A 22,712-nucleotide genomic window follows, 5' to 3' on the forward strand; every position below is an offset into this window, starting at 1 on the left:
GATTATGTTTTTGCGCCACCTTATCATTTTCAGTTTCATCACCCTGCTCGCCGGCTGCGCGGGCTTCGGTGCCCGCGAATCGGTCGAGGGCCACGGAGATCCGACCCAATGGCGCGAGCACAAACAGCAGCTCGCGAGCCTTGATGGCTGGCAGATCGACGGCAAGATCGGTATCCGTGCGCCAAAAGATTCCGGCAGCGGCACGCTGTTCTGGCTGCAACGTCAGGATTACTACGACATTCGCCTTTCCGGTCCCTTGGGTCGCGGCGCGGCTCGCCTGACCGGGCGCCCGGGCAAGGTTTCCCTGGAGGTCGCCAACCAGGGTCGCTACGAAGCGACCTCCCCGGATGCCCTGCTCGAAGAGCAGCTTGGCTGGAAGCTGCCGGTTTCTAACCTGGCCTGGTGGGTCCGCGGACTCCCGGCTCCAGACAGCAAAAGCCGTTTGACCCTCGATGGCGACAGTCGCCTGGCCAGCCTCGAACAGGACGGCTGGCAGGTCCAATACACGGCCTACACCGAGCAAAACGGCTACTGGCTACCAGAGCGGATCAAACTGCACGGCACCGACCTGGATGTCACGCTGGTCATCAAGGCCTGGCAACCGCGAAAGTTGGGACAGTGACATGCCAGCCAATCGCCTGACCCTGCCTTCGCCGGCCAAACTCAATTTGATGCTGCACATTCTGGGTCGCCGTGAAGACGGCTACCACGAGTTGCAGACGCTGTTTCAGTTTCTCGACTACGGAGACGAAATCACCTTCGCCGTGCGCGACGACGGCGTCATTTGCCTGCACACCGAGTTCGACGGCGTCCCCCACGACAGCAACCTGATCGTCAAGGCCGCGAAAAAACTTCAGGAGCAATCCGGCTGTTCGCTCGGTATTGATATCTGGATCGACAAAGTCCTGCCCATGGGCGGCGGCATTGGCGGCGGCAGTTCGAATGCCGCCACCACCCTGCTCGGCCTCAACCACCTCTGGCAACTGGGTTGGGATGAGGATCGGCTGGCCGCGCTGGGCCTGTCACTGGGAGCCGACGTTCCGGTTTTCGTGCGCGGGCATGCGGCTTTCGCCGAGGGCGTGGGGGAAAAACTGACCCCTGTCGACCCTGAAGAACCCTGGTATCTGGTGCTGGTGCCGCAAGTCTCTGTAAGTACGGCAGAAATTTTTTCTGATCCGTTGTTGACACGTAACACGCCGCCCATTAAAGTGCGCCCCGTTCCCAAGGGAAACAGTCGAAATGACTGCTTGCCGGTGGTAGCAAGGCGTTATCCAGAGGTACGTAACGCATTGAATTTGTTAGGTAAATTTACCGAAGCAAAACTCACCGGAACTGGAAGTTGTGTGTTTGGGGGCTTCCCAAGCAAAGCTGAAGCTGATAAAGTCTCGGCCCTTCTTACAGAGACCCTTACAGGGTTTGTAGCAAAAGGAAGCAACATTTCGATGTTGCATCGCAAGCTGCAAAGTCTGCTCTAAAGGAACCGATTACTGGGTAATCGTTGCAACAGATACAGGGGCGTCGCCAAGCGGTAAGGCAGCAGGTTTTGATCCTGCCATGCGTTGGTTCGAATCCAGCCGCCCCTGCCATTTTCTATACTCATCCAGGTTACCCTCAGCCTCTAGGTACTGCGCGTGTCCAAGATGATGGTCTTTACGGGGAATGCTAACCCCGATCTGGCTCGGCGTGTCGTACGTCAGCTGCATATCCCTCTCGGTGACATCTCTGTCGGTAAATTCTCCGACGGCGAAATTACAGCCGAGATCAATGAAAACGTCCGCGGTAAAGATGTCTTCATTATTCAGCCGACTTGCGCCCCGACCAACGATAACCTGATGGAACTGGTAGTGATGGCTGATGCCTTCCGCCGCTCCTCGGCTACTCGTATCACTGCTGTTATTCCTTACTTTGGTTATGCCCGTCAGGATCGCCGTCCGCGTTCCGCACGTGTGGCTATCAGCGCGAAAGTCGTCGCTGACATGCTTACCGTAGTCGGCATCGACCGTGTTCTCACGGTTGATCTGCATGCTGACCAAATCCAGGGTTTCTTCGATATTCCGGTAGATAACATCTACGGCTCCCCGGTTCTGGTGGATGACATTGAAGATCAGCGCTTCGAAAACCTGATGATCGTGTCCCCGGACATTGGTGGCGTCGTGCGTGCACGTGCCGTTGCCAAATCCCTGGGCGTGGACCTCGGGATCATCGACAAACGCCGTGAGAAAGCCAATCACTCTGAAGTGATGCATATCATCGGTGATGTCGAAGGGCGTACCTGTATTCTGGTCGATGACATGGTCGATACCGCCGGCACCCTGTGCCACGCGGCCAAGGCCTTGAAAGAGCATGGCGCTGCCAAGGTTTTCGCCTACTGCACGCACCCTGTGCTGTCGGGTCGGGCGATCGAAAACATTGAAAATTCCGTGCTGGACGAGCTGGTGGTGACCAACACCATCCCGCTGTCCGCTGCAGCACAAGCCTGTGCGCGTATCCGTCAACTGGATATCGCACCGGTTGTTGCCGAGGCGGTCCGCCGCATCAGCAATGAAGAATCGATCAGCGCGATGTTCCGCTAAGGGCCCTGCCCTTCTCGAAATGTCTCGTTGACGAAAAGCGCCCCGCCCCGGCATTCCTGTCGGGGCGGGGCTTTTTTGCCCATATCGCCTTTAGCGCTGGTCGCAAACGCTGGGGCGAGTGTGGTTATTTTGGAGATACAACATGAACGATTTTACTCTGAATGCTGAAGTGCGTTCCGACCTGGGGAAAGGTGCGAGCCGCCGCCTGCGTCGTCTCGCAAGCCTGGTTCCAGCTGTAGTTTACGGTGGTGACAAAGCCCCTGAATCCATCAGCATGCTGGCCAAAGAAGTTGCCAAACTGCTCGAAAACGAAGCGGCTTACAGCCACATCATCGAGCTGAACGTTGGTGGCACCAAGCAGAACGTCGTGATCAAAGCCCTGCAGCGTCACCCGGCCAAAGGCCACGTGATGCACGCTGACTTCGTACGCGTAGTAGCTGGCCAGAAACTGACCGCTATCGTTCCAGTGCACTTCATCAACGAAGAAGCACCGACCAAGAAAGGCGGCGAAATCTCGCACGTTGTTGCCGAGATCGAAGTTTCCTGCCTGCCAAAAGATCTGCCTGAGTTCATCGAAGTCGACCTGGCTAACGCTGAAATCGGCACCATCGTTCACCTGTCGGACCTCAAAGCTCCTAAAGGTGTCGAGTTCGTAGCCCTGGCACACGGCGATGACAAGGCTGTTGCCAACGTCCACGCTCCACGTGTTGCTCCAGAAGCTACCGAAGAAGGCGCAGCAGAGTAATCACTCTGTGAAGCCGGAGTGATCAAGTAACATCGCGGACTGGAACGTAGCGAGAAAGCGGGCGAGAACGCGGAGTTTACATCATGGTAAATGAGCAATTTTCGTCCACTTTCGCCGCTTTCCCTGATTGCGGCGATGTTATCCACCACTCCAAGGAAGGGCCCCTATCGTGACTGCCATTAAACTGATCGTTGGCCTGGGTAATCCAGGCGCTGAATACGAACAGACCCGGCATAACGCAGGGGCCCTTTTTGTTGAGCGCATCGCGAACGCACAAGGTGTGAACCTTGTGGCGGACCGCAAATATTTCGGCCTGACCGGGCGCTTCTCGCACCAGGGTCAGGATGTTCGTCTGCTGATTCCCACCACGTACATGAACCGCAGCGGCCAGGCCGTAGCGGCCCTTGCCGGTTTCTTCCGTATCAAGCCTGAAGAAATCCTCGTGGCGCATGACGAACTCGACCTGCCACCCGGCGTTGCCAAGCTCAAGCAGGGCGGCGGCCATGGCGGTCACAACGGGTTGCGCGACATCATTGCGCAACTGGGTAATCAGAATACTTTCTACCGCCTGCGGCTTGGCATCGGCCACCCGGGCGTCGCCAGTATGGTTTCAAATTTCGTCCTGGGTCGTGCGCCACGCGCCGAACAGGAAAAACTCGATGCCAGCATCGACTTTGCCCTCGGCGTGCTGCCGGATATCCTCGCCGGTGAATGGAACCGCGCGATGAAAAACCTGCACAGCCAGAAGGCCTGACTTTTACCCGAGGGGAAACACCATGGGATTCAATTGCGGCATCGTCGGCCTGCCTAACGTCGGCAAGTCCACCCTGTTCAACGCCCTGACCAAATCCGGTATCGCGGCCGAGAACTTCCCCTTCTGCACCATCGAACCCAACAGCGGTATCGTGCCGATGCCGGATCCGCGCCTGCAAGCCCTGGCGGAAATCGTCAACCCAAAGCGCATCCTGCCGACCACCATGGAATTCGTCGACATCGCGGGCCTCGTGGCCGGTGCTTCGAAAGGTGAAGGCCTGGGCAACAAGTTTTTGGCCAACATCCGTGAAACCGATGCCATCGCCCACGTGGTCCGCTGCTTCGAAGACGAGAACGTGATCCACGTCTCCAACAGCGTCGACCCGAAACGCGACATCGAGATCATCGACCTGGAACTGATCTTCGCCGACCTCGACAGCTGCGAGAAACAACTGCAGAAAGTCGCGCGTAACGCCAAGGGTGGAGACAAGGACGCCGTCGTCCAGAAAGGCCTGCTGGAGCAACTGATCGCCCACTTCACCGAAGGCAAGCCAGCGCGCAGCCTGATGAAGAACATGGGTACCGACGAAAAAGCGGTGATCAAGGGCTTCCACCTGCTGACCACCAAGCCGGTGATGTACATCGCCAACGTCGCTGAAGACGGTTTCGAGAACAACCCGCACCTGGACGTGGTCAGGGCCATCGCCGAAGAAGAAGGTGCCATGGTTGTTCCGGTCTGCAACAAGATCGAAGCGGAAATCGCCGAGCTCGATGACGGCGAAGAGAAAGACATGTTCCTCGAAGCCTTAGGACTCGAAGAGCCTGGCCTGAACCGCGTGATCCGCGCCGGCTACGAAATGCTGCACCTGCAGACCTACTTCACCGCCGGTGTCGAAGAAGTCCGCGCCTGGACCGTGCGCGTCGGTGCCACCGCACCACAAGCCGCTGGCGTGATCCACACCGACTTCGAAAAAGGCTTCATCCGCGCCGAAGTAATCGCCTACAACGACTTCATCCAGTACAAGGGCGAAGCCGGTACCAAGGAAGCCGGTAAATGGCGCCTGGAAGGCAAGGACTACATCGTCAAGGACGGCGACGTGATGCACTTCCGTTTCAACGTCTGACGCTCAAGGCCTTCAACAAAAAAAGCACCCTCGCGGGTGCTTTTTTTGTGGCCGCTATATAACCGCTTACCTGGCCACTTTCGCGCGGGCCGAGTGCAGTTTCTTGTAGCTGTCGATCAGGCGCAGGTGCCGGTCGAGCCCTTCCAGCTTCATGCTGGTTGGCGTCAAGCCGAAGAAGCGCACGCTGCCGTTCACGGAGCCGATCGCGGCGTCCATGCGCTCGCTGCCAAACATCCGGCGGAAGTTGGCCTCGTAATCGACCAGTTCCAGGTCCTCGTCCAGCTGCATTTCCAGCACCACGTTCACGGCCTGGTAGAACAAGCCGCGCTCGACGGTGTTGTCGTTGTACTGCAGGAACATTTCCACCAGCTCTTTCGCCTCTTCAAACTTCTGCAAGGCGAGATTGATCAGCAACTTCAACTCCAGGATCGTCAACTGACCCCAGGCGGTGTTGTCGTCGAATTCGATGCCGATCAAGGTGGTGATGTCGGTGTAGTCGTCCAGTTCGCTGTCTTCCAGACGCTTGACCAGCGACTTCAGGCCGGCCTTGTCGAGGCTGTGCAGGTTGAGGATGTCCTCGCGGAAAAACAGCGCCTTGTTGGTGTTGTCCCAGATCAGGTCGTCCACCGGATAAATTTCCGAGTAGTCCGGTACCAGGATGCGGCAGGCCGTTGCACCGATGTGCTCGTACACCGCCATATACACTTCCTTGCCCATGCCTTCGAGAATGCCGAACAAGGTCGCGGCTTCCTCGGCATTGGAGTCTTCACCCTGGCCGGAGAAGTCCCACTCGACGAATTCGTAGTCCGACTGGGCACTGAAGAAGCGCCACGACACCACGCCGCTCGAATCGATAAAGTGCTCGACGAAGTTATTCGGCTCGGTCACCGCATGACCTTCAAAGGTCGGCAGCGGCAGGTCATTGAGGCCTTCGAAGCTGCGGCCCTGCAACAATTCCGTCAGGCTGCGCTCCAGCGCCACCTCCAGGCTCGGGTGCGCGCCGAACGAGGCGAAAACACCACCGGTACGCGGGTTCATCAAGGTGACGCACATCACCGGGAATTCGCCGCCCAGGGATGCATCCTTGACCAGCACAGGGAAGCCCTGCTCTTCCAGCGCCTGGATACCCGCGAGAATTCCGGGGTACTTCGCCAGCACCTCGGCCGGTACATCCGGCAGGGCAAATTCGCCCTCGATGATTTCGCGCTTGACCGCGCGCTCGAAGATTTCCGACAGGCACTGCACCTGCGCTTCGGCCAGGGTATTGCCGGCACTCATGCCGTTGCTCAGGTACAGGTTTTCGATCAGGTTGGATGGGAAATACACCACCTCGCCGTCCGACTGGCGCACGTACGGCAGCGAGCAGATGCCGCGTTCTTCATTGCCCGAGTTGGTGTCGAACAGATGCGAGCCACGCAGTTCGCCATCGCGATTGAAGACTCGCAGGCAATACTCGTCGAGAATCTCCGCCGGCAGTTCATCCTTGGGACCAGGCTGGAACCAGCGCTCGTTCGGGTAATGCACAAACGCCGCATTGGCGATGTCTTCTCCCCAGAACTGATCGTTGTAGAAAAAGTTACAGTTCAGCCGCTCGATAAACTCGCCCAGCGCCGATGCCAGCGCGCCTTCCTTGGTGGCGCCCTTGCCATTGGTGAAACACATCGGCGAGTGCGCATCGCGGATATGCAGCGACCACACGTTGGGCACGATATTGCGCCACGAGGCGATTTCAATCTTCATACCCAGGCCGGCCAGGATGCCCGACATGTTGGCGATGGTCTGTTCCAGCGGCAGGTCCTTGCCGACGATGTAGGTGCCCGCTTCTGAACCTGACGTGGAAGCTGGCATCAGCAATGCCTGGGCATCGGCATCGAGGTTTTCCACCTCCTCAATCACAAACTCAGGCCCGGCCTGCACCACTTTTTTCACGGTGCAGCGGTCGATGGAACGCAAGATGCCCTGGCGGTCCTTGTCGGAGATATCGGCCGGCAACTCAACCTGAATCTTGAAAATCTGGTTGTAGCGATTTTCCGGGTCGACAATGTTGTTCTGCGACAGGCGGATGTTATCGGTGGGAATGTTGCGGGTGTCGCAGTACAACTTCACGAAATACGCCGCACACAACGCCGACGAAGCCAGGAAGTAGTCGAACGGACCGGGGGCCGAACCATCGCCCTTGTAGCGGATAGGTTGATCGGCCACCACGGTGAAGTCATCGAACTTGGCTTCAAGTCGAAGGTTGTCGAGAAAATTGACCTTGATTTCCATGCGGGGTACCAGAATAACGAGCAAACGAATGGCCGCCATTATCCGGCTTTTCAGCCGGAAGTCTTGTCCAAGCTCACCCTTGCGGCTACGCGGGATGTAATCAGGCCTTTTTGGTACGCGGCAGGAAAATCGCCAATACGCCCAGCAACGGCAGGAACGAACAGAGGAAGTACACGTATTCGATGCCGTGGATGTCCGCCAGGTGCCCCAGCAGGGCCGCGCCAATCCCGCCGAAACCGAACATCAGGCCGAAGAACACCCCGGCAATCATCCCGACGTTACCCGGCACCAGCTCCTGGGCGTACACCACGATGGCCGAGAAGGCCGAGGCGAGGATGAAGCCGATGACCACGCTGAGGACAGTGGTCCAGAACAGGTCCACATGGGGCAGTAGCAAGGTGAAGGGTGCAACCCCGAGGATCGAGAACCAGATCACCGCCTTACGCCCGATCTTGTCGCCGATGGGCCCGCCAAAGAATGTCCCTGCGGCCACCGCACCGAGAAACAGGAACAGGTGCAGTTGCGAGCTGGCCACCGACAGGTCGAACTTCTCGATCAGGTAGAACGTGAAGTAACTGGTGAGGCTGGACATGTAGAAGTACTTGGAGAACACCAGCAGCCCGAGCACCACCAGTGCGCTGGTCACCCGCCCCTTGGACAGGCCGTGGGTCGCAGCCTGGCCCTGCTTGAGCTTGAACAGGTTCAAGTGGTTGGCGTACCAGCGGCTGATCCGGTACAACACGAACAGTGCAAACACCGCGAACAAACCGAACCAGGCGACGTTACCCTGGCCGTAGGGGATGATGATCGCTGCCGCCAGTAACGGACCAAAAGCCGAGCCCGCGTTACCGCCGACCTGAAAGGTCGATTGCGCCAGGCCAAATCGCCCACCCGAGGCCAGTCGGGCCACACGGGAAGCTTCCGGATGGAAGGTCGAGGAGCCAATGCCGATCAAGCCCGCCGCCAGCAGGATCAGCGGGAAGCTGCCGACCACCGACATCATCACGATGCCGATCAAGGTGCAGACCGTACCAGCCGGCAACAGCCAGGGCTTGGGATGGCGGTCGGTGTGGTAGCCGACCCAGGGTTGCAGCAGCGAAGCGGTGAGCTGGAAGGTCAGGGTGATCAGGCCGACCTGTGTGAACGTCAGGCCATAGTTGGCCTTGAGCATCGGGTAGATCGACGGCAGCACCGATTGGATCAAGTCGTTGATCAGGTGCGCCAGTGCCACTGCGCCAATGATGCGCATGACCAGAGGGCTTCCTTGCGAGGTCGCGGGCGCCGCCGCAGTGGCGGACTGAACGTTGCTGATTGCCATGAAAATTCCGAAAAACAAAGAGGTGCACAGGGGCAGATGCACCAATGTGCCATTTTTCGCTGCGGCAGCGCCATCCCCTTAGCCTGCTAACGACCTCGGTATTCGGAAGATTTCAGGTCGATCAATGCCCTCCTCCGCCCCGACTTTTCGGCTCGGGAAGATAAGCGGTTGAAAGTGTAGAGAAATATTTTAAATTTACGCTTGACGCATCTCCGATACCGGTGAATAATGCGCGCCATCTTGGCTACATAGCTCAGTTGGTTAGAGCATAGCATTCATAATGCTGGGGTCCGGGGTTCAAGTCCCTGTGTAGCCACCAAGTGCTAAAAACGGCTTACCGAAAGGTAGGCCGTTTTTTTTATGCCTCAAGAAAATGCACTGCGGTCGAGCCCTTCCCTCAACCGCATCGCCTCAGGCCGCCAGCGTCGGCAAGGCGTTCAACGCCCGCTCCCAGATTTGCCAGGTGCGCAACCAGACCATGGCCTGCCAATCGCTGTCGGCGGGATAGAACTGTTCAAGCAGGTTCAACTTGATCTCTCGCCCTACGCCATCGTGGACATCACCGTGCAGATGCAGCCAATGGTCATCGCGCAAATGCCGATGCACGTCCGGTCCCGGATAAGTCCCGCACTCGATGACAAAGGGCATCAACCGTACCTGCGGCAGCGCATCGATCAAGGCTTGCGAGGTGTAGCCGGTGGCCGTCGCCGCCACGCCGGTTTCGCTCAGGGTATCGGCACCGGTGTGCAGGGTGTAGAGCCACGGGCCATAGATCGCCTGGGCATCGGCCAACGCCGGGTACGGCGCCCGGGTGATCGTCAGCAACATCGGATGACCGTACTCCCCGGCACCGGTGTGCAAGTCGAAACACAGCGCGACGTCCGCATGGGCCACGTGTCTTTGCACAATCTGCTGCAAGGTGCGGTTCGACCAGCTGGGGCCCACTCCGCCGTAGAACAATCCATCCGCATGCGCATGCTGGCCACCTTCGACAACCGACATGACCGCGGGCCAGCCATGCAGGCGGATCTGCTCGTCGAGCAAGGCATCGACGCGGTCACGCTCGGGCCCGCGCAACTGGCTGCAGGCATAGATCTCATGCAGCGCGTCATAAGCCTGGTTGTCCGGTAATGCACCGGCGAAATCCAGGTGATTGCGATTGAGGTCGATGTTGTCTTCGTTGACCCGGCGCAGCCACGCCATGCCCCAGGGATTGATCGCATGAATCATCACCACCGCGACATCGGCCGGCAACGAGCGCTTGCCGAGTTCCTGCAGCCACTTTATCTGGCAACCCGAGCCATAGAAGCCCTCTACCCCGTGAGTGCCACTCAGCGCGATCAGCAGGCGTTTGGCGCCGGGCTCACCAAGCACCGCCACATCGGTGGCCAGGGCTTCGCCTGAGGGTCCCTTGAGTGGATGGAGGTACTCGCTCAGCGTCGCGCCGGCCGCGGTTGCCGCCGCCAGGAATTGTTCGCGCTGGGAACGGTAGCTCGGCTGGGTTGGAAACTCGCTCTGCATGTCTGCCTCTTGTAGGTCTTCTGGCCTGATCGCTGGCAACGACCCTACCGAAATTCCGTCGATTGATGAAGGGCAACCGCGCCTTCTTGTTTGCGTCACTACAAGGTCGCCGATACAGTCGCCGGTACATTTATCCAACGGACGGAGTGCCCCATGTTCTCAGCCTCCCACACGAGTCGCATTCGCCTGCCAGCCCTCGCGCTGATCTTTACCGCGCTGACCCTTGGCGCCTGCCACAACGCGTCGGCACCGACGCTGCCGGCCGCACCGGAAAGCGCCTCCGGATATCGCACCGACCTGCAGACCCGACACGCCTCCAGGCACATGGCGGCCGCCGCCAACCCCTTGGCGGCCGAAGCCGGTCGGGAGATGCTGCGACGGGGCGGTTCGGCCATCGATGCCGCAATTGCGATGCAAGCGGTACTGACGCTCGTCGAGCCGCAGTCTTCAGGCATTGGTGGCGGCGCGTTGATCGTGCTCTGGGATGGCCAGTCGGTGCGCACTTACGACGGGCGTGAAACCGCCCCGGCCGGCGCCACCGAGAGGCTATTCCTGCAGGCCGATGGCCAACCGATGACGTTTACCCAGGCAGTGATTGGCGGTCGCTCAGTGGGGACCCCGGGGGTATTGCGAGCCCTGGAACTGGCCCATCAAAAACACGGTCGCCTGCCGTGGGCGCAGCTCTTCGAACCCGCCATCGAGCTCGCGGAAAAAGGCTTTGTCATCTCGCCCCGCCTGCATCGGCTGATCGCCGCGGATTCGTCACTGAGGCGCTCTGCTGAGATGTCAGCATATTTCCTCAATGCCGATGGCAGCCCGAAAGCCAGCGGCACGCTGTTGAAAAATCCGCCCCTGGCCGCGGTGTTGCGACGCATTGCCAGGGAAGGACCGGATGCCTTGTACAAAGGGCCCGTTGCGCAAGAGATCGTGGCCAAGGTCCAGGGCCACGCCAACCCTGGCAGCCTGTCGCTGAGCGACCTGGCCAACTACAGCGCCAAGGAACGCGCGCCCTTGTGTACCGACTACAAGCGCTGGCAAGTCTGTGGCATGCCGCCACCGTCGTCGGGCGGGATCGCCATGGCGCAGATCCTCGGCACCCTGCAAGCGCTGGAGACGCGCGATCAGCGCTGGGCCCTGGCGCCGATGCAACCGGTGAAAACCGGCACCACTGCCGGCTTCGAACCGACCGCCGAGGCCGTGCACCTGATCAGCGAGGCCGAGCGCCTGGCCTATGCCGATCGTGCGCAGTACGTGGCCGACTCGGACTTCGTCCCGGTGCCCGTCAAGGGCCTGGTTGACCCGGCCTACCTGGCCAGCCGGGCTGCGCTGGTCGGCGAGCGCAGCATGGGCACGGCGAAACCCGGCACGCCACCGGGCATCCAGGTCGCCTACGCGCCAGACCGCTCGCCCCTGCGAATTTCCACCTCACAAGTGGTGGCGGTCGATGACGAAGGCGGTGCGGTGTCCATGACCACCACCATCGAATCAGCGTTCGGCTCGCACCTGATGGTCCAGGGTTTCCTGCTCAACAACGAGATGACCGACTTCTCGTTCATTCCCGAAGAGAACGGACGGAAAGTCGCCAACCGCGTCGAACCCGGCAAGCGTCCGCGCTCCTCCATGGCCCCCACGCTGATCTTCGATCGCCACAGCGGTGAATTCCTCGCCAGCATCGGATCGCCCGGTGGTTCGCAGATCATCGAGTACGTAGCCAAATCCACCATCGGCCTGCTCGACTGGCAACTCGATCCGCAGGCGGCGATCAACCTGCCCAACTTCGGCAGTCGAAATGGCCCGACCGAACTGGAAACCGGGCAGTTCAGCGCGACGCTGATCCAGGCACTCAAGGACAAGGGCCACACCGTCAATGAAATCGACATGACCAGCGGCACCCAGGCGATCGTCCGGGTCAAGGATGCACAGGGGAAGGCGTCGCTGGCCGGTGGCGCCGATCCTCGGCGTGAAGGGGAAGCCTTGGGGGATTGAGTCGCCTGCTGCGGGAAAGGGCCTGCCTGGGTGCAGGCAGGCCCTGCCCACTCAACGACTGATTTTCAACGCCTGCCGAGCCTGGTGTTTCGCCAGGGCCAGGTCTATCAGGCGCGTGACCAGTTCGCTGTAGCTCATGCCGGCGGCCTGCCACAGCTTCGGGTACATGCTGATCCGGGTGAACCCCGGCAGCGAATTGATCTCGTTGATCAGCACTTCGCCGCTCTCGGTCAAGAACACATCGACCCGCGCCAGTCCGGAGCAGCCCAGCACCTGGAACGCCTCAACGGCCATGGCGCGAATGCGCTCGCTGGCTTCGACGCTGATCTGGGCCGGAACCACCACCTGCGCGGCCTTTTCGTCGATGTACTTGCTGTCGTAAGAGTAAAATCCGCTGTGCACCACGATCTCGCCACAACCGCTGGCGATGGCCTCTTCGTTGCCCAGTACCGCGCATTCGATCTCACGTCCCTTGACCGCCGACTCGATCAGCACCTTTTCATCGAAGCCCAATGCCAGCTCGACCGCCGCCACGTATTCGGCTTCGTCGGTCACCTTGCTCACACCGACGGATGAACCCTGGTTGGCTGGCTTGACGAACAGCGGCAGGCCGAGCTTGCCGCTGACCTCGGCGAAACCCGTGCGCGCGGCGCTGGCGCGGGTCAGGGTGACGAACGGCGTGACGGCCAGGCCGGCATCGCGCAACAGGCGCTTGCTGATGTCCTTGTCCATGCAGACCGCCGAACCGAGCACATCGGAACCGACAAACGGCAAGTCGGCCATGCGCAGCAGGCCCTGCAGGCAACCGTCTTCGCCCAGGGTGCCGTGCACGATCGGGAAAATCACATCGACATGGCCCAGCAGCTCGGGCCCGGTGGTTTCCACCAGTTGCTGGCGGGCCTTGCCCGGAACCACGGCCAATTCGCGATTGGATTGATTAAGCGCGATCAGGGCCGGGTTCTCCTGGTTCAGCAGGAAATTCGAGGGATCGTTGAGGTGCCAGTGGCCTTGCTTGTCGATGCCGATCAGTACTGGCTCGAAGCGTGAGCGATCCAGTGCATCGACAATGTTCTTTGCCGACTGCAGCGACACCTCGTGCTCGGCCGAACGACCGCCAAAAATAACGCCCACACGCAGTTTACTCATTGCCTGACCTCATGATGGATGTGCATGCAACCCGGATAGCCGCCACGTTACGGCTGCAAGGTCTTGCCGTCCAGCGGCTCGCCAATGGTCAGGAAATGCCCACCAGCGACGTGGTGCAAGGTGCGCAACGCGTCCTGGCCCTCGAAATGCCAGCGACCGTCGCTGAACACGCGCTCGTCGGCCTGGGCGGCAATCACTTCGGCCAGGAACAGATCGTATTGCTGATGATTGTCGGGTTCCGGCAACAGCCGGCATTCCAGCCAGGCGACACAGCCGTCGAGCATCGGTGCATCGATCAACTCAGCGTCGAAGGTTGGCAGGCCATAGACCTGGAACTTGTCGCGCCCCTGATCCCGGGTCAGTTCCAGGCCGGAGGTCGAGCCGACGGTCTGCACGATATCGGCCTGGGCTGCACAGGGAACGTTCAGCACGAAGGTGGCCGAGGCTTCCAGCAGCTGACGGGTCCAGGTGGACTTGTCCAGGACCACGGCGATTTTTGGCGGCTCGAAATCCAGCGGCATCGCCCAGGCTGCCGCCATGATATTGCGCTGTCCGCCATGGGCCGCGCTGACCAGTACGGTCGGGCCGTGATTGAGCAGGCGATAGGCCTTGGGCAACGGGACCGGACGGCGATGGGAAGCACTCATGGGTGTCTGCTCCTGGGGAAAAGAGCCGATTGTAGCCGGATAGAAATCCCTACAGTCAGGTTGCCAACTGATTGGCAAACTGCCCCACTGCATTGACCACTTTCTGCGCCCCGTCCTGGATCTCGACGATCACCGAGCCCGCTTCCGCCGCCAGCGCCAGGCCTTGTTCCGCCTGGAGCTTGCCGTCGGCCATCAGGGCCACGGCGTTACGGGCCATGTCCTGGTTTTGCCGCACCACCAGGACAATTTCGTCGGTGGCCTGGCTGGTGCGCGAAGCCAGTTGCCGAACCTCGTCCGCCACCACCGCGAACCCCCTGCCCTGCTCACCGGCACGGGCCGCTTCGATCGCCGCGTTGAGCGCCAGCAGGTTGGTTTGTTCGGCAATCCCGCTGATCGTCTTGACGATGCTGCCGATCACCAGCGATTGCTCATTCAAGGCCTCGATGCCATCGCCAGCGGTTTGCATGTGTCTGGCCAGGTCGCGCATCACATCCACCGCCTGAGTCACCACGGCGTTGCCGCGCTGGGCGCTTTGATCGGTTTGCTGCGAGGTGCTGTAGGCAATGTTGGCCGCTTCCGACACCGCCTGCTCCTGATTGACCTGATCGGTGATCACCGTGGCGAATTTCACCACTTTGTAGAGTTTGTTGTTGGCATCGGTCACGGGGTTGTAGGACGCCTCCAGCCAGACTGTACGACCATGGCTGTCGACGCGCTTGAAACGGTCGGCCACGTACTCGCCTGCGTTCAGACGGCGCCAGAAGTTCTGGTACTCGGCGCTGTTGTACTCCTCCGGCAAGCAAAAGGTGCGGTGATGTTTGCCTTTGATCTGCGCCAGGCTGTAGCCCATGCCGCTGAGAAAGCGGTCGTTGGCGGCCAGCACGTTGCCGCTCAGGTCGAATTCGATCACCGCCGTCGAGCGCACCAGCGCACCAATCAGGTTTTCATGTTCGCGGGAGGCCTCGATGGTGCGGGTCAGGTCGCTGGAAAACATCGAGATATGTTTGATCCGGCCGTCTGCCGTGCGCACGGGCTGCACGATCGAACGTAACCAGGCTTCCTGGCCAGTGCCGCGCAACAGGCGCACGGCCCCGGCAAAGTGCTCGCCACGGCTGAGCGCGGCCTTGAAACGCAGCTGGAATTCGTCGTTTTTCAGGTGATCCGGAACGATCTCCTCGATGTGCCGGCCGATCAGCTCGTTGCTCTTGTAATGCATCTCGCTGAGGAAGTTCTGGTTGACCGATTGCACCCGCCCATTGATATCGAGGGTCAGCACCAGCATCTCGCTTTCCAGGCTTTCCTTGACTTGCTGAAGGCTGGAGAGTTCTTCGCGAAGAGCCGACAGCTCTTGCTTCAAGCGTTTATTGAACATGAGGGTGCACCGATGGGCTGGGTTAGAAAGCGACTTGCAGCCTAGCCATCGGCCTTGCGGGAGTTTTCTGAAGAGCGCGCGAGGATTGTCCTACAAAAATAAACTCGCCGCGCCCACCCCCTGCCTGTCACGCCGCACCGGCAGCCGGGCAATTGGCGATTCTCGGCATCCGCGTGCCGAAATACGCCGCACTGCCCACGCCCACCGCGCCCATCACCGCGCTGAAGATCACACAGATCCAAGGGCTCCACGGTATCAGGCCGATCAACAGCAAGGGCGTGATGCTCGCCCAGGCGGCGTAGGCAATGTTGTAGGTGAAGGAAATACCCGAGACGCGAATCCGTGCCGGGAACAGGCTGACCATCACCGACGGCACGGCGCCCACCACCCCGCAACTCAGCCCCGCCACCGCGTAAGCCAGGCCGACCCAGCTGCCGCCGCTGATCAGGCAGGCATAGAGCACGCCGATGCCCAGCGGCAGCAACAGGCTGTAGAGCATGACGGTGCGCCAGGCACCAATGCGGTCGACCAGCAAACCGGCGAGCACGCAGCCGATGTTCAGGAACACGATGCCCAGTGCGCTCAGGGCGAAGGTGTGGCTGGCGGTCATGCCGAAGGTTTTCTGCATCATGGTCGGGGTGATGACCACGAACACCACCACCGCCGACGTCAGCACGCAGGTGAGAATCATCGCTGGCAGCAGGGCCAGGCGATGTTCGCGCAGGACCGCCCGCAGCGGCATCTCGACGGCCGCCTCGCGCCGCGCCTGCATGGCCATGAACACCGGGGTTTCGCTGAGCCAGCGCCGCAGCCAGACGCCAATCACGCCAAACACCCCGCCCAGCAGGAACGGATAACGCCAGGCGTAATCGAGGATTTCGGCCGGGGTGAAGGCCTGCGCCAGGAACGTTGCCGTCAGGGCACCGAGTAAATAACCGAAGGTCAGCCCCGCCTGCAGGAAGCCCAGGGCGTAGCCGCGATGGCCAACCGGCGCGTGCTCGGCCACGAACACCCAGGCACTCGGCACTTCGCCACCCACCGCCGCGCCCTGGAGCACGCGCAGGGCCAACAGCAGCAGCGGCGCGAAATAGCCGATCTGCGCGTAGGTCGGCATGATCCCGATCAGCAGGCACGGCAGCGCCATCATCAGGATGCTCAGGCTGAACACCTTCTTGCGGCCCAGGCTGTCGGCGAAATGCGCCATCAGGATCCCACCCAGGGGCCGAGCCAGGTACCCGGTGACGAAGATGCCGAAGCTTTGCAGCAGCCGCAGCCACTCGGGCATTTCCGGCGGAAAAAACAGCTGGCTCAGGGTCAGGGCGAAAAATACGAAGATGATGAAGTCGTAGATTTCCAGCGCGCCGCCGAGGGCCGCGAGCCCCAGGGTCTTGTAGTCCGAGCGGCTGAACGGCAGCGGACGTGGATCGGTATTGGCAGTCATGAAAAGAACTCTGGCACAGGCAAAAACCAAGGCGCTCATGGTCTACGCAAACGCGCCTTCGGACAACCCGTTAGACCAAAGTCCCATAGGCGCAAAAACTGCGCCGCAAAATACATGCGCATGAATTAATGTTGGCGTCTGTCCAGAAGGGCCCCTGTTGCCCCGAAGACCACAACAAACATAAAAATCCGAGGTAGTCCCGTGGCCGCTGATATCGAAGATACCCGCTCCGCCCGCTTTGCCCTGCGCTGTTCAAGTTTTGCCGAACGCTGGTTCCCCGACTCCTGGGTATTTGCCGCCCTGGCGGTAATCATCGTCACCGTGGCCACCCTGTTCATGGGCGCCAAGCCGACCGACGCGGCCATGGCCTTTGGGGACGGCTTCTGGAGCCTGATCCCGTTCACCATGCAAATGGCGTTCGTGGTGATCGGCGGTTATGTGGTGGCCAGTTCGCCACCGGCGGTAAAGCTGATCGACCGCCTGGCGAAGCTGCCGAAAAACGGTCGCTCCGCCGTGGCCTGGGTAGCGTTGATCTCCATGGTCGCGTCGCTGCTCAACTGGGGTCTGTCGCTGGTGTTCGGCGGTCTGCTGGTGCGTGCGCTTGCCCGCCGTACAGACCTGAAGATGGACTACCGCGCCGCAGGGGCGGCGGCGTATCTGGGACTGGGCGCGGTGTGGGCCCTGGGCCTGTCTTCGTCTGCTGCGCAGTTGCAGGCCAACCCGGCCAGCCTGCCGCCGTCGATCCTGTCGATTACCGGGGTGATTCCTTTCACTCAAACGATCTTTCTCTGGCAATCGGGCGTCATGTTGCTGGCCTTGATCGTCATCTCGCTGATCATCGCCTACGCCACCGCGCCCGGCCCGAACACGGCGCGAGACGCCAAGGCCTGTGGCGTCGACCCGAGCTTCAACCTGCCACCACTGCAGCCGCGTACACGTCCCGGCGAATGGCTGGAACACAGCCCGTTGCTGACGATTCTGCTGGTGCTGCTGGCGGCTGGATGGTTGTTCCATGAGTTTTCCACCAAGCCTGCGATCAGTGCGATCTCTGGCCTGAACACCTACAACTTCCTGTTCATCATGCTCGGCGCGCTCCTGCACTGGCGCCCACGCAGCTTCCTCGACGCGGTGTCCCGTGCGGTACCGACCACCACCGGCGTGCTGATCCAGTTCCCGCTGTACGGCTCGATCGCCGCACTGATGACCACGGTCAAGGGCGCCGACGCACAGACCCTGGCCCACCACATCTCGACCTTCTTCGTCAGCATTGCCTCCCACGACACCTATGCCCTGCTGATGGGCGTGTACTCGGCGATCCTGGGGTTCTTCATTCCGTCCGGCGGCGGCAAGTGGATCATCGAAGCGCCGTATGTGATGCAAGTGGCCAACGACCTGAACTACCACCTGGGCTGGGCCGTGCAGATCTACAACGCCGCCGAAGCCCTGCCCAACCTGATCAACCCGTTCTACATGCTGCCACTGCTGGGCGTGCTGGGATTGAAAGCGCGGGACCTGATTGGATTCTCCTTCGTGCAACTGCTGGTGCACACACCGCTGGTGCTGCTGTTGCTGTGGGCATTGGGGACGACGCTGGCGTACACGCCGCCGGTGATGCCGTAACACTTGAATGACTGCACCTGCAGCAAGGCAGGTGCAGTCAGGATTGGCCGGCGGGTAGAGCTTTCAGCAAATCAGGTAATGCTGCTTGCACGGTTTCCCGCACCACCTCAAGGTTGATATCAAAATAACCATGGGCTATTCGGTTGCGCATAGCTCGCATACTGGGCCATGGCACTTGCGGATTTGACAGGGTGAATTGCGCGTAGCGATCCATGATGTTGGTTGCCCCTTGTTGGGGACCCGGGGGTTGGACGTCCTGAAGCGGCCTACAGCCTCCCGAACGGCCGCTCGTTGCAAATCAAGCGCGGCAGAGGGCTTCATGATTCACCTTTGAGGAGTGCAATATTGGCCGGTCTAGCAGTGCCCGGGAGTGACAAACACTGCGTGACTGACGCTACGTTTGCTACACCGTATGTATGGCCCGTCCAAGGCCCCAACGCTGAAAAGGATCTGAGCATGCTGAAACTCGCAGGCCTAACCCTCGCGGCCCTCACCCTGAGTACCGCTGCCTACGCCGATGTCGCCCTGAAACTGGGCAGTACCGAACGCGTTACCCGCCTCTTCGCCTACCCCAACAACTGCAACGTGATCTGCTTTCGCAACTGGACACTGGAGCAGACCGTCGAGCATTACCTGAGCCAAAGCGTGCAGCGCGATGGCTATGGCGAGGCGAAGGTGCTGGTGAAAACCGATAACGGTCAACTGCATGCCGAAATCACGGGCGTTCCCAATGGCTATGAAAAGCCCTTGGCAGCACTGCTCGACGCCGGCGACCTGGCGTACAACGGCGCCAGCAAACTGAACGCCGACGGCAAGTGGGGCTATAGCTGGCATTTTTTCCTGCCATTGGGCATGGCGCTGGAGAACCGCAGAAGCGTCGAACTGCTGCACTTCCCGCCTGACTATTCGCTGACCCAAGCCCAGGACTACCTGAAATCGGCCACCTCGGATCGCTGGGCCACGCTGCTGACCGTCAATGGCATCCCGGCCGAGCAGACGCCGGGCTACCAGACGATCATCGATATCGCCCCGATTGCCGCGCCGTCGAACGCCGGCAAGGACCTGGCGGGCGTCTACGACTACTTCACGGACTACCAGACCGCCATGGTCAAACAGGTCACCCGGCACGCCAGCGGCATGGCCTTGCCCATGGTTGCCTTCGGGGTACCGGTGCGTAACTGGGTCAAGCAGCAATACGGGCCCACCATCAACGTCTTGAGCCTGGTGACGATCAGCCCGGTCGATGGGGTAAAGGTGCCGGTGTTGGGCGCCAACCATCCGAGCTACATCTGGCACGTCGCCGATCCGGCCAGCTACATAGGTAAAGATGCCCAGGCCCAGGCCGATACCGCGGGCCTGAAAACCATGGCCCAGGATTTGAGTGTCGCGTGCTGGCAGGCCGCCATGGGCCGTGAACCGGACAGCAATCCTGACGTCGAGCTGAAAAGCTGCACCCAGACCTGGCAAGTGGCCCAGGCCGATAAAACCTGTGAGCTGTTCTACTCCTCGATCCGCAAGCTGACGTCCGCACAAGCCGTGGGCAAATGTGCAAGCGCATCGATCAAGCCCCAGCTCAAACTGCTCAAGGCGCCAGCGCCAGCCCCGGCGATACCCGCGCCGCCGCTGTAAACCGATGAACGGCGGTCGCCGACGCCGGTGTTTTGCAACACCGGCGTCGGCGCAGGGCTTTATTTTGTCTCGACCGGACGCAACCGGTACTGCGGCGGCAATTGCTCGAAACCGCTGATGGTGGTGTTCAGGCTCTTCCAGCGACCGTCCTTGATGCCATAGATGCAGCCGTGGATCGACAGGCTCTGCCCGCGATGCCAGGCATTTTGCACAATGCTGGTATGGGCGACGTTGGCCACCTGCTGGATCACGTTGAGCTCACAGAGGCGGTCGACCTGCTCCTCTTCGGTAGCCAGCTTGGCCAGCTCTTCACGTTTCTCGTAATAGAGATCGCGAATCGAACGCAGCCAACCGTCGATCAGGCCGAACTGGCGATCCTGCATCGAGGCGCGCACACCGCCACAACCATAGTGACCGGTCACGAGGATGTGCTTGACCTTGAGCACGTCCACCGCGTACTGGATCACCGACAGGCAGTTGAGGTCTGTGTGCAGCACCACGTTGGCCACGTTACGGTGCACGAACAGGTCGCCCGGCAGCATGCCGACGATCTCGTTGGCCGGCACCCGCGCATCGGAACAGCCGATCCACAGGTACTCCGGGGTTTGTTGACGAGCCAGCTTGGCGAAGAAGTCAGGATCTTCTTTGGTGATCGCGTCGGCCCAGCGCTCGTTGTTATCAATCAGATCTTGTAATTCGTTCATGCAATGAAGCCTCGGTAATGGTGCGCTGCTTTGACAGACAACCGCCCGTCGAGGTCACGCGCGTTATGCAGTTGCCACGCTGATACCGCCTTTGGCGCTCCATGCCGGTTGAATTCTCTGCAACCCAGTGGGTCCACCCTAGTAAGGCTAACAGTATGAGGAATTGCCATGACTGATTCACGACGTCCGTACGATGCGGTGCAACCGGAACCCATCGATGATAACGAAGACCGCATGGGCTCGGTACATGAACTGGATTTTGATGCGGACGAACCCAGCGCAAAAATCGGCGATGAATTGCCGCAAAGGGAACGCGAGAAGCTGATGCCTGACGAGCGCGTGCGTGAGGCCGGCATGACGGGCGCATCGACCGATGACCATGAGCCCACCGACGACGACATGAGCCCGGAAACGCTGATTCGTGAAGACGGTGCCCGGGATGCCCAGGAAGCTGGTGACGGTGATCAGGCCGATTGGGACTTGAGCATTGTCGATGAAGACGACATTGGCGGTGGCAATGGACTGGATGAAGCGGAGATGGCGCAGCGTGATCCGCTGGATAAAAAGCGTTGATCTCCAGCGCCTGGAATCCTGGAATATTGCCTTCGCGAGCAGGCTCGCTCCCACAATGGAGGAGTAAGCCAGCTCGCGATGTTCAATCGACCAGGGTGCAGGCCATGACGACCGCGTCTTCGCGCCCGCCCACTGCCGGGTAGTAATCCCGTCGCCGGCCGATCTCATTGAAGCCATAACGCTCATACAACTTGAACGCCGCGGTATTACTGTCGCGCACTTCCAGGAAGCATTCCCGGGCGTCGGCCTTATAGGCAATCGACATCAAATGCTCAAGCAACGTCAAACCCAGGCCTCGGCCCTGGTTTTCCGGCTTGACGGTGATGTTGAGCAGATGCGCCTCGTCAAGAATGATCTGCACCACCCCATGGCCCACCTGCTGCTGACCTTCGAACATCAGCCAGATCTGGTACTTGCCCAGGCCATCGAGAAAGATCCCGCGGGTCCAAGGGTGGCTGTAGGCCGCGTATTCGATCTTCAGAACAGTTTCCAGGTCCGCCTCGGTCATCGGGCGGAACGATACAGCGTCACTCATTCGATTCATTCCAGCGCGCCATCAGCCGACGCATGGCTTGCCACACGGCGGCCTTGCGCTGTGGCTCTTCCATTAACAATTCCAGGCCCGGTATTGCCCAGGCCGAGCCCAGACCTTCGATCTGCAGTTCGCGGTTGAACGCATCGGCGTCAGCCTCACCGGCAAATCGCACGGCGGGCAGGCCGATCAGCCAGAGGCAGGCGCATGGCGCCTCTTCCATACGTACCGAAAGGAAACCTTGCACGAAATCACGGGCCGCATCCGGTCCCTGGTCCATGGTCCCGCGCACCAGCAGCGGCCAGCGTACCGGCTCACCGACGATCTGTGGGCTGTCCGGCAGACCGGCGGCACGCAGCATGTCCTTGAGCAGCAGATAAGCGGGGTCGCGGGCCTGGAACGATTCACCTGTGGGTAACTCCACCAGCAGCAGGCAGCGGCCGGCGCGCAGCAGTTGCAGGGCAAAGCGCGGTGGCGGCACCGGCGCGACCCTGGCGACGACCGGCACCTCCTCGGCCGCCGGTGTAGCGCCGTTGCGCGTGCTCGCCAGCGATGGCCGCGGCACCTCGATTTTCACCCGTTCGGCTGGCTTCACCGCAGGCGTAGCGGGCGTGGTGGGCGCTTCGACCACCGGCACCGGTGCCACGGACGCAACGACCAGCGCCTCGGGCGGCTCCAGCAGCTCGGGCCGCGAAGGAGCGGCAAAGGGCAATTCGGTGCGCGGCAGCCAATTGACCACCTGCATGGCGTTCAAATAAGC

At 60.6% G+C, this 22,712-nt stretch carries 21 protein-coding genes, 2 tRNA genes and 1 pseudogene; 12 read left to right on the forward strand and 12 right to left on the reverse strand.

Features of this window, described 5'->3' with window-relative positions; all coding sequences use genetic code 11:
• The first annotated feature begins 4 nt into the window (after positions 1–4).
• The 7 genes from lolB (at position 5) to ychF (ending at position 5,195) form a co-directional block, all read left to right on the forward strand.
• On the forward strand, positions 5–622 hold the full coding sequence (gene lolB, locus NQL71_RS17125) for a lipoprotein insertase outer membrane protein LolB (protein WP_248687454.1): 618 nt from the start codon (positions 5–7) through the stop codon (positions 620–622).
• Between the two features lies 1 nt (position 623).
• Positions 624–1,475 (forward strand): 4-(cytidine 5'-diphospho)-2-C-methyl-D-erythritol kinase, encoded by an 852-nt coding sequence (gene ispE / locus NQL71_RS17130; protein WP_046818956.1) that lies wholly within the window; start codon positions 624–626, stop codon positions 1,473–1,475.
• 36 nt (positions 1,476–1,511) lie between these two features.
• Positions 1,512–1,586, forward strand: a tRNA-Gln gene (locus tag NQL71_RS17135).
• 45 nt (positions 1,587–1,631) lie between these two features.
• Entirely contained in the window at positions 1,632–2,573 is a 942-nt protein-coding gene (locus tag NQL71_RS17140; RefSeq protein ID WP_003171603.1) for a ribose-phosphate pyrophosphokinase, read from the forward strand.
• A gap of 142 nt (positions 2,574–2,715) precedes the next feature.
• Positions 2,716–3,318, forward strand: coding sequence for a 50S ribosomal protein L25/general stress protein Ctc (locus tag NQL71_RS17145; protein ID WP_046818955.1), 603 nt, complete (start codon positions 2,716–2,718; stop codon positions 3,316–3,318).
• A gap of 169 nt (positions 3,319–3,487) precedes the next feature.
• Positions 3,488–4,072 (forward strand): aminoacyl-tRNA hydrolase, encoded by a 585-nt coding sequence (gene pth / locus NQL71_RS17150; protein WP_046818954.1) that lies wholly within the window; start codon positions 3,488–3,490, stop codon positions 4,070–4,072.
• 22 nt (positions 4,073–4,094) lie between these two features.
• A complete protein-coding gene (gene ychF, locus NQL71_RS17155; RefSeq protein ID WP_046818953.1) occupies positions 4,095–5,195 on the forward strand; it encodes a redox-regulated ATPase YchF in 1,101 nt (366 codons plus the stop codon).
• A gap of 66 nt (positions 5,196–5,261) precedes the next feature.
• Here the strand turns inward: ychF and NQL71_RS17160 are convergent, their stop codons facing one another.
• Both NQL71_RS17160 and NQL71_RS17165 read right to left on the reverse strand, forming a co-directional pair.
• Positions 5,262–7,463, reverse strand: a complete 2,202-nt coding sequence (locus tag NQL71_RS17160; RefSeq protein WP_274643049.1) for an OsmC domain/YcaO domain-containing protein — start codon at positions 7,461–7,463, stop codon at positions 5,262–5,264.
• Positions 7,464–7,563: 100 nt separating this feature from the next.
• The gene (locus NQL71_RS17165; RefSeq protein WP_046818951.1) at positions 7,564–8,781 is read right to left on the reverse strand and encodes an MFS transporter; all 1,218 of its coding nucleotides are present in this window, start codon (positions 8,779–8,781) and stop codon (positions 7,564–7,566) included.
• 242 nt (positions 8,782–9,023) lie between these two features.
• Here NQL71_RS17165 and NQL71_RS17170 point away from each other — a divergent pair.
• Positions 9,024–9,100: transfer RNA gene (locus NQL71_RS17170), tRNA-Met, on the forward strand.
• Between the two features lie 92 nt (positions 9,101–9,192).
• Here NQL71_RS17170 and NQL71_RS17175 read toward each other — a convergent pair.
• Positions 9,193–10,302 (reverse strand): DUF2817 domain-containing protein, encoded by a 1,110-nt coding sequence (locus NQL71_RS17175; protein WP_274643050.1) that lies wholly within the window; start codon positions 10,300–10,302, stop codon positions 9,193–9,195.
• 153 nt (positions 10,303–10,455) lie between these two features.
• On the opposite strand from NQL71_RS17175, the gene ggt reads away from it, so the two are divergent.
• Positions 10,456–12,288, forward strand: coding sequence for a gamma-glutamyltransferase (ggt, locus tag NQL71_RS17180; RefSeq protein ID WP_166620099.1), 1,833 nt, complete (start codon positions 10,456–10,458; stop codon positions 12,286–12,288).
• A 51-nt stretch (positions 12,289–12,339) separates the two neighbouring features.
• On the opposite strand, the gene ddlA is transcribed toward ggt, so the two are convergent.
• From ddlA to NQL71_RS17200, 5 genes and pseudogenes are all read right to left on the reverse strand, one after another.
• A complete protein-coding gene (gene ddlA / locus NQL71_RS17185) occupies positions 12,340–13,434 on the reverse strand; it encodes a D-alanine--D-alanine ligase (protein WP_046818948.1) in 1,095 nt (364 codons plus the stop codon).
• Between the two features lie 47 nt (positions 13,435–13,481).
• Positions 13,482–14,081 carry a flavin reductase family protein gene (locus NQL71_RS17190; protein WP_077185174.1) on the reverse strand — a complete coding sequence of 200 codons (600 nt, stop codon included), beginning with the start codon at positions 14,079–14,081 and terminating at the stop codon, positions 13,482–13,484.
• A 55-nt stretch (positions 14,082–14,136) separates the two neighbouring features.
• Positions 14,137–14,745 (reverse strand): methyl-accepting chemotaxis protein, encoded by a 609-nt coding sequence (locus tag NQL71_RS36830; RefSeq protein ID WP_425520688.1) that lies wholly within the window; start codon positions 14,743–14,745, stop codon positions 14,137–14,139.
• Positions 14,725–15,453: pseudogene (locus NQL71_RS36835) on the reverse strand (PAS domain-containing protein); the annotation flags it as partial. The gene NQL71_RS36830 and the pseudogene NQL71_RS36835, both read right to left, overlap by 21 nt.
• A 127-nt stretch (positions 15,454–15,580) precedes the next feature.
• Positions 15,581–16,894, reverse strand: coding sequence for an MFS transporter (locus tag NQL71_RS17200; protein WP_274643052.1), 1,314 nt, complete (start codon positions 16,892–16,894; stop codon positions 15,581–15,583).
• Positions 16,895–17,095: 201 nt separating this feature from the next.
• Here NQL71_RS17200 and NQL71_RS17205 point away from each other — a divergent pair, with 201 nt between their 5' ends.
• The gene (locus NQL71_RS17205) at positions 17,096–18,514 is read left to right on the forward strand and encodes a short-chain fatty acid transporter (protein ID WP_046818944.1); all 1,419 of its coding nucleotides are present in this window, start codon (positions 17,096–17,098) and stop codon (positions 18,512–18,514) included.
• 37 nt (positions 18,515–18,551) lie between these two features.
• Here NQL71_RS17205 and NQL71_RS17210 read toward each other — a convergent pair whose 3' ends face one another.
• Positions 18,552–18,728 (reverse strand): HepT-like ribonuclease domain-containing protein, encoded by a 177-nt coding sequence (locus NQL71_RS17210; RefSeq protein WP_080957064.1) that lies wholly within the window; start codon positions 18,726–18,728, stop codon positions 18,552–18,554.
• A 242-nt stretch (positions 18,729–18,970) separates the two neighbouring features.
• Between NQL71_RS17210 and NQL71_RS17220 the strand changes: the two genes are divergently transcribed.
• On the forward strand, positions 18,971–20,143 hold the full coding sequence (locus NQL71_RS17220) for a hypothetical protein (protein WP_274643053.1): 1,173 nt from the start codon (positions 18,971–18,973) through the stop codon (positions 20,141–20,143).
• 59 nt (positions 20,144–20,202) lie between these two features.
• On the opposite strand, the gene can is transcribed toward NQL71_RS17220, so the two are convergent.
• Positions 20,203–20,847 (reverse strand): carbonate dehydratase, encoded by a 645-nt coding sequence (gene can / locus NQL71_RS17225; RefSeq protein ID WP_046818942.1) that lies wholly within the window; start codon positions 20,845–20,847, stop codon positions 20,203–20,205.
• Positions 20,848–21,015: 168 nt separating this feature from the next.
• Between can and NQL71_RS17230 the strand changes: the two genes are divergently transcribed.
• The gene (locus tag NQL71_RS17230; RefSeq protein WP_077185163.1) at positions 21,016–21,420 is read left to right on the forward strand and encodes a serine kinase/phosphatase; all 405 of its coding nucleotides are present in this window, start codon (positions 21,016–21,018) and stop codon (positions 21,418–21,420) included.
• Between the two features lie 82 nt (positions 21,421–21,502).
• Here the strand turns inward: NQL71_RS17230 and rimI are convergent, their stop codons facing one another.
• Together rimI and NQL71_RS17240 are read right to left on the reverse strand one after the other, a co-directional pair.
• Complete coding sequence (rimI, locus tag NQL71_RS17235) at positions 21,503–21,955, reverse strand: ribosomal protein S18-alanine N-acetyltransferase (RefSeq protein ID WP_007978046.1); 453 nt, start codon at positions 21,953–21,955, stop codon at positions 21,503–21,505.
• The gene (locus NQL71_RS17240) at positions 21,948–22,697 is read right to left on the reverse strand and encodes a hypothetical protein (protein WP_046818940.1); all 750 of its coding nucleotides are present in this window, start codon (positions 22,695–22,697) and stop codon (positions 21,948–21,950) included. The genes rimI and NQL71_RS17240 overlap by 8 nt, the downstream gene beginning before the upstream one ends.
• Between the last annotated feature and the right edge of the window lie 15 nt (positions 22,698–22,712).

Origin of the sequence: Pseudomonas serbica (genome assembly GCF_028823535.1) — a bacterium.
GTDB lineage: Bacteria > Pseudomonadota > Gammaproteobacteria > Pseudomonadales > Pseudomonadaceae > Aquipseudomonas > Aquipseudomonas serbica.

What these genes read in the sequence shown, in the direction of transcription:
- lolB (WP_248687454.1), top strand. Translation starts at nt 5, where the DNA reads ATGTTTTTGCGCCACCTTATCATTTTCAGTTTCATCACCCTGCTCGCC.
- ispE (WP_046818956.1), top strand. Translation starts at nt 624, where the DNA reads ATGCCAGCCAATCGCCTGACCCTGCCTTCGCCGGCCAAACTCAATTTG.
- NQL71_RS17145 (WP_046818955.1), top strand. Translation starts at nt 2,716, where the DNA reads ATGAACGATTTTACTCTGAATGCTGAAGTGCGTTCCGACCTGGGGAAA.
- ychF (WP_046818953.1), top strand. Translation starts at nt 4,095, where the DNA reads ATGGGATTCAATTGCGGCATCGTCGGCCTGCCTAACGTCGGCAAGTCC.
- NQL71_RS17160 (WP_274643049.1), bottom strand. Translation starts at nt 7,463, where the DNA reads ATGGAAATCAAGGTCAATTTTCTCGACAACCTTCGACTTGAAGCCAAG.
- NQL71_RS17165 (WP_046818951.1), bottom strand. Translation starts at nt 8,781, where the DNA reads ATGGCAATCAGCAACGTTCAGTCCGCCACTGCGGCGGCGCCCGCGACC.
- NQL71_RS17175 (WP_274643050.1), bottom strand. Translation starts at nt 10,302, where the DNA reads ATGCAGAGCGAGTTTCCAACCCAGCCGAGCTACCGTTCCCAGCGCGAA.
- ggt (WP_166620099.1), top strand. Translation starts at nt 10,456, where the DNA reads ATGTTCTCAGCCTCCCACACGAGTCGCATTCGCCTGCCAGCCCTCGCG.
- ddlA (WP_046818948.1), bottom strand. Translation starts at nt 13,434, where the DNA reads ATGAGTAAACTGCGTGTGGGCGTTATTTTTGGCGGTCGTTCGGCCGAG.
- NQL71_RS17190 (WP_077185174.1), bottom strand. Translation starts at nt 14,081, where the DNA reads ATGAGTGCTTCCCATCGCCGTCCGGTCCCGTTGCCCAAGGCCTATCGC.
- NQL71_RS17200 (WP_274643052.1), bottom strand. Translation starts at nt 16,894, where the DNA reads ATGACTGCCAATACCGATCCACGTCCGCTGCCGTTCAGCCGCTCGGAC.
- NQL71_RS17210 (WP_080957064.1), bottom strand. Translation starts at nt 18,728, where the DNA reads ATGGATCGCTACGCGCAATTCACCCTGTCAAATCCGCAAGTGCCATGG.
- NQL71_RS17220 (WP_274643053.1), top strand. Translation starts at nt 18,971, where the DNA reads ATGCTGAAACTCGCAGGCCTAACCCTCGCGGCCCTCACCCTGAGTACC.
- can (WP_046818942.1), bottom strand. Translation starts at nt 20,847, where the DNA reads ATGAACGAATTACAAGATCTGATTGATAACAACGAGCGCTGGGCCGAC.
- NQL71_RS17230 (WP_077185163.1), top strand. Translation starts at nt 21,016, where the DNA reads ATGACTGATTCACGACGTCCGTACGATGCGGTGCAACCGGAACCCATC.
- rimI (WP_007978046.1), bottom strand. Translation starts at nt 21,955, where the DNA reads ATGAGTGACGCTGTATCGTTCCGCCCGATGACCGAGGCGGACCTGGAA.
- NQL71_RS17240 (WP_046818940.1), bottom strand. Translation starts at nt 22,697, where the DNA reads ATGCAGGTGGTCAATTGGCTGCCGCGCACCGAATTGCCCTTTGCCGCT.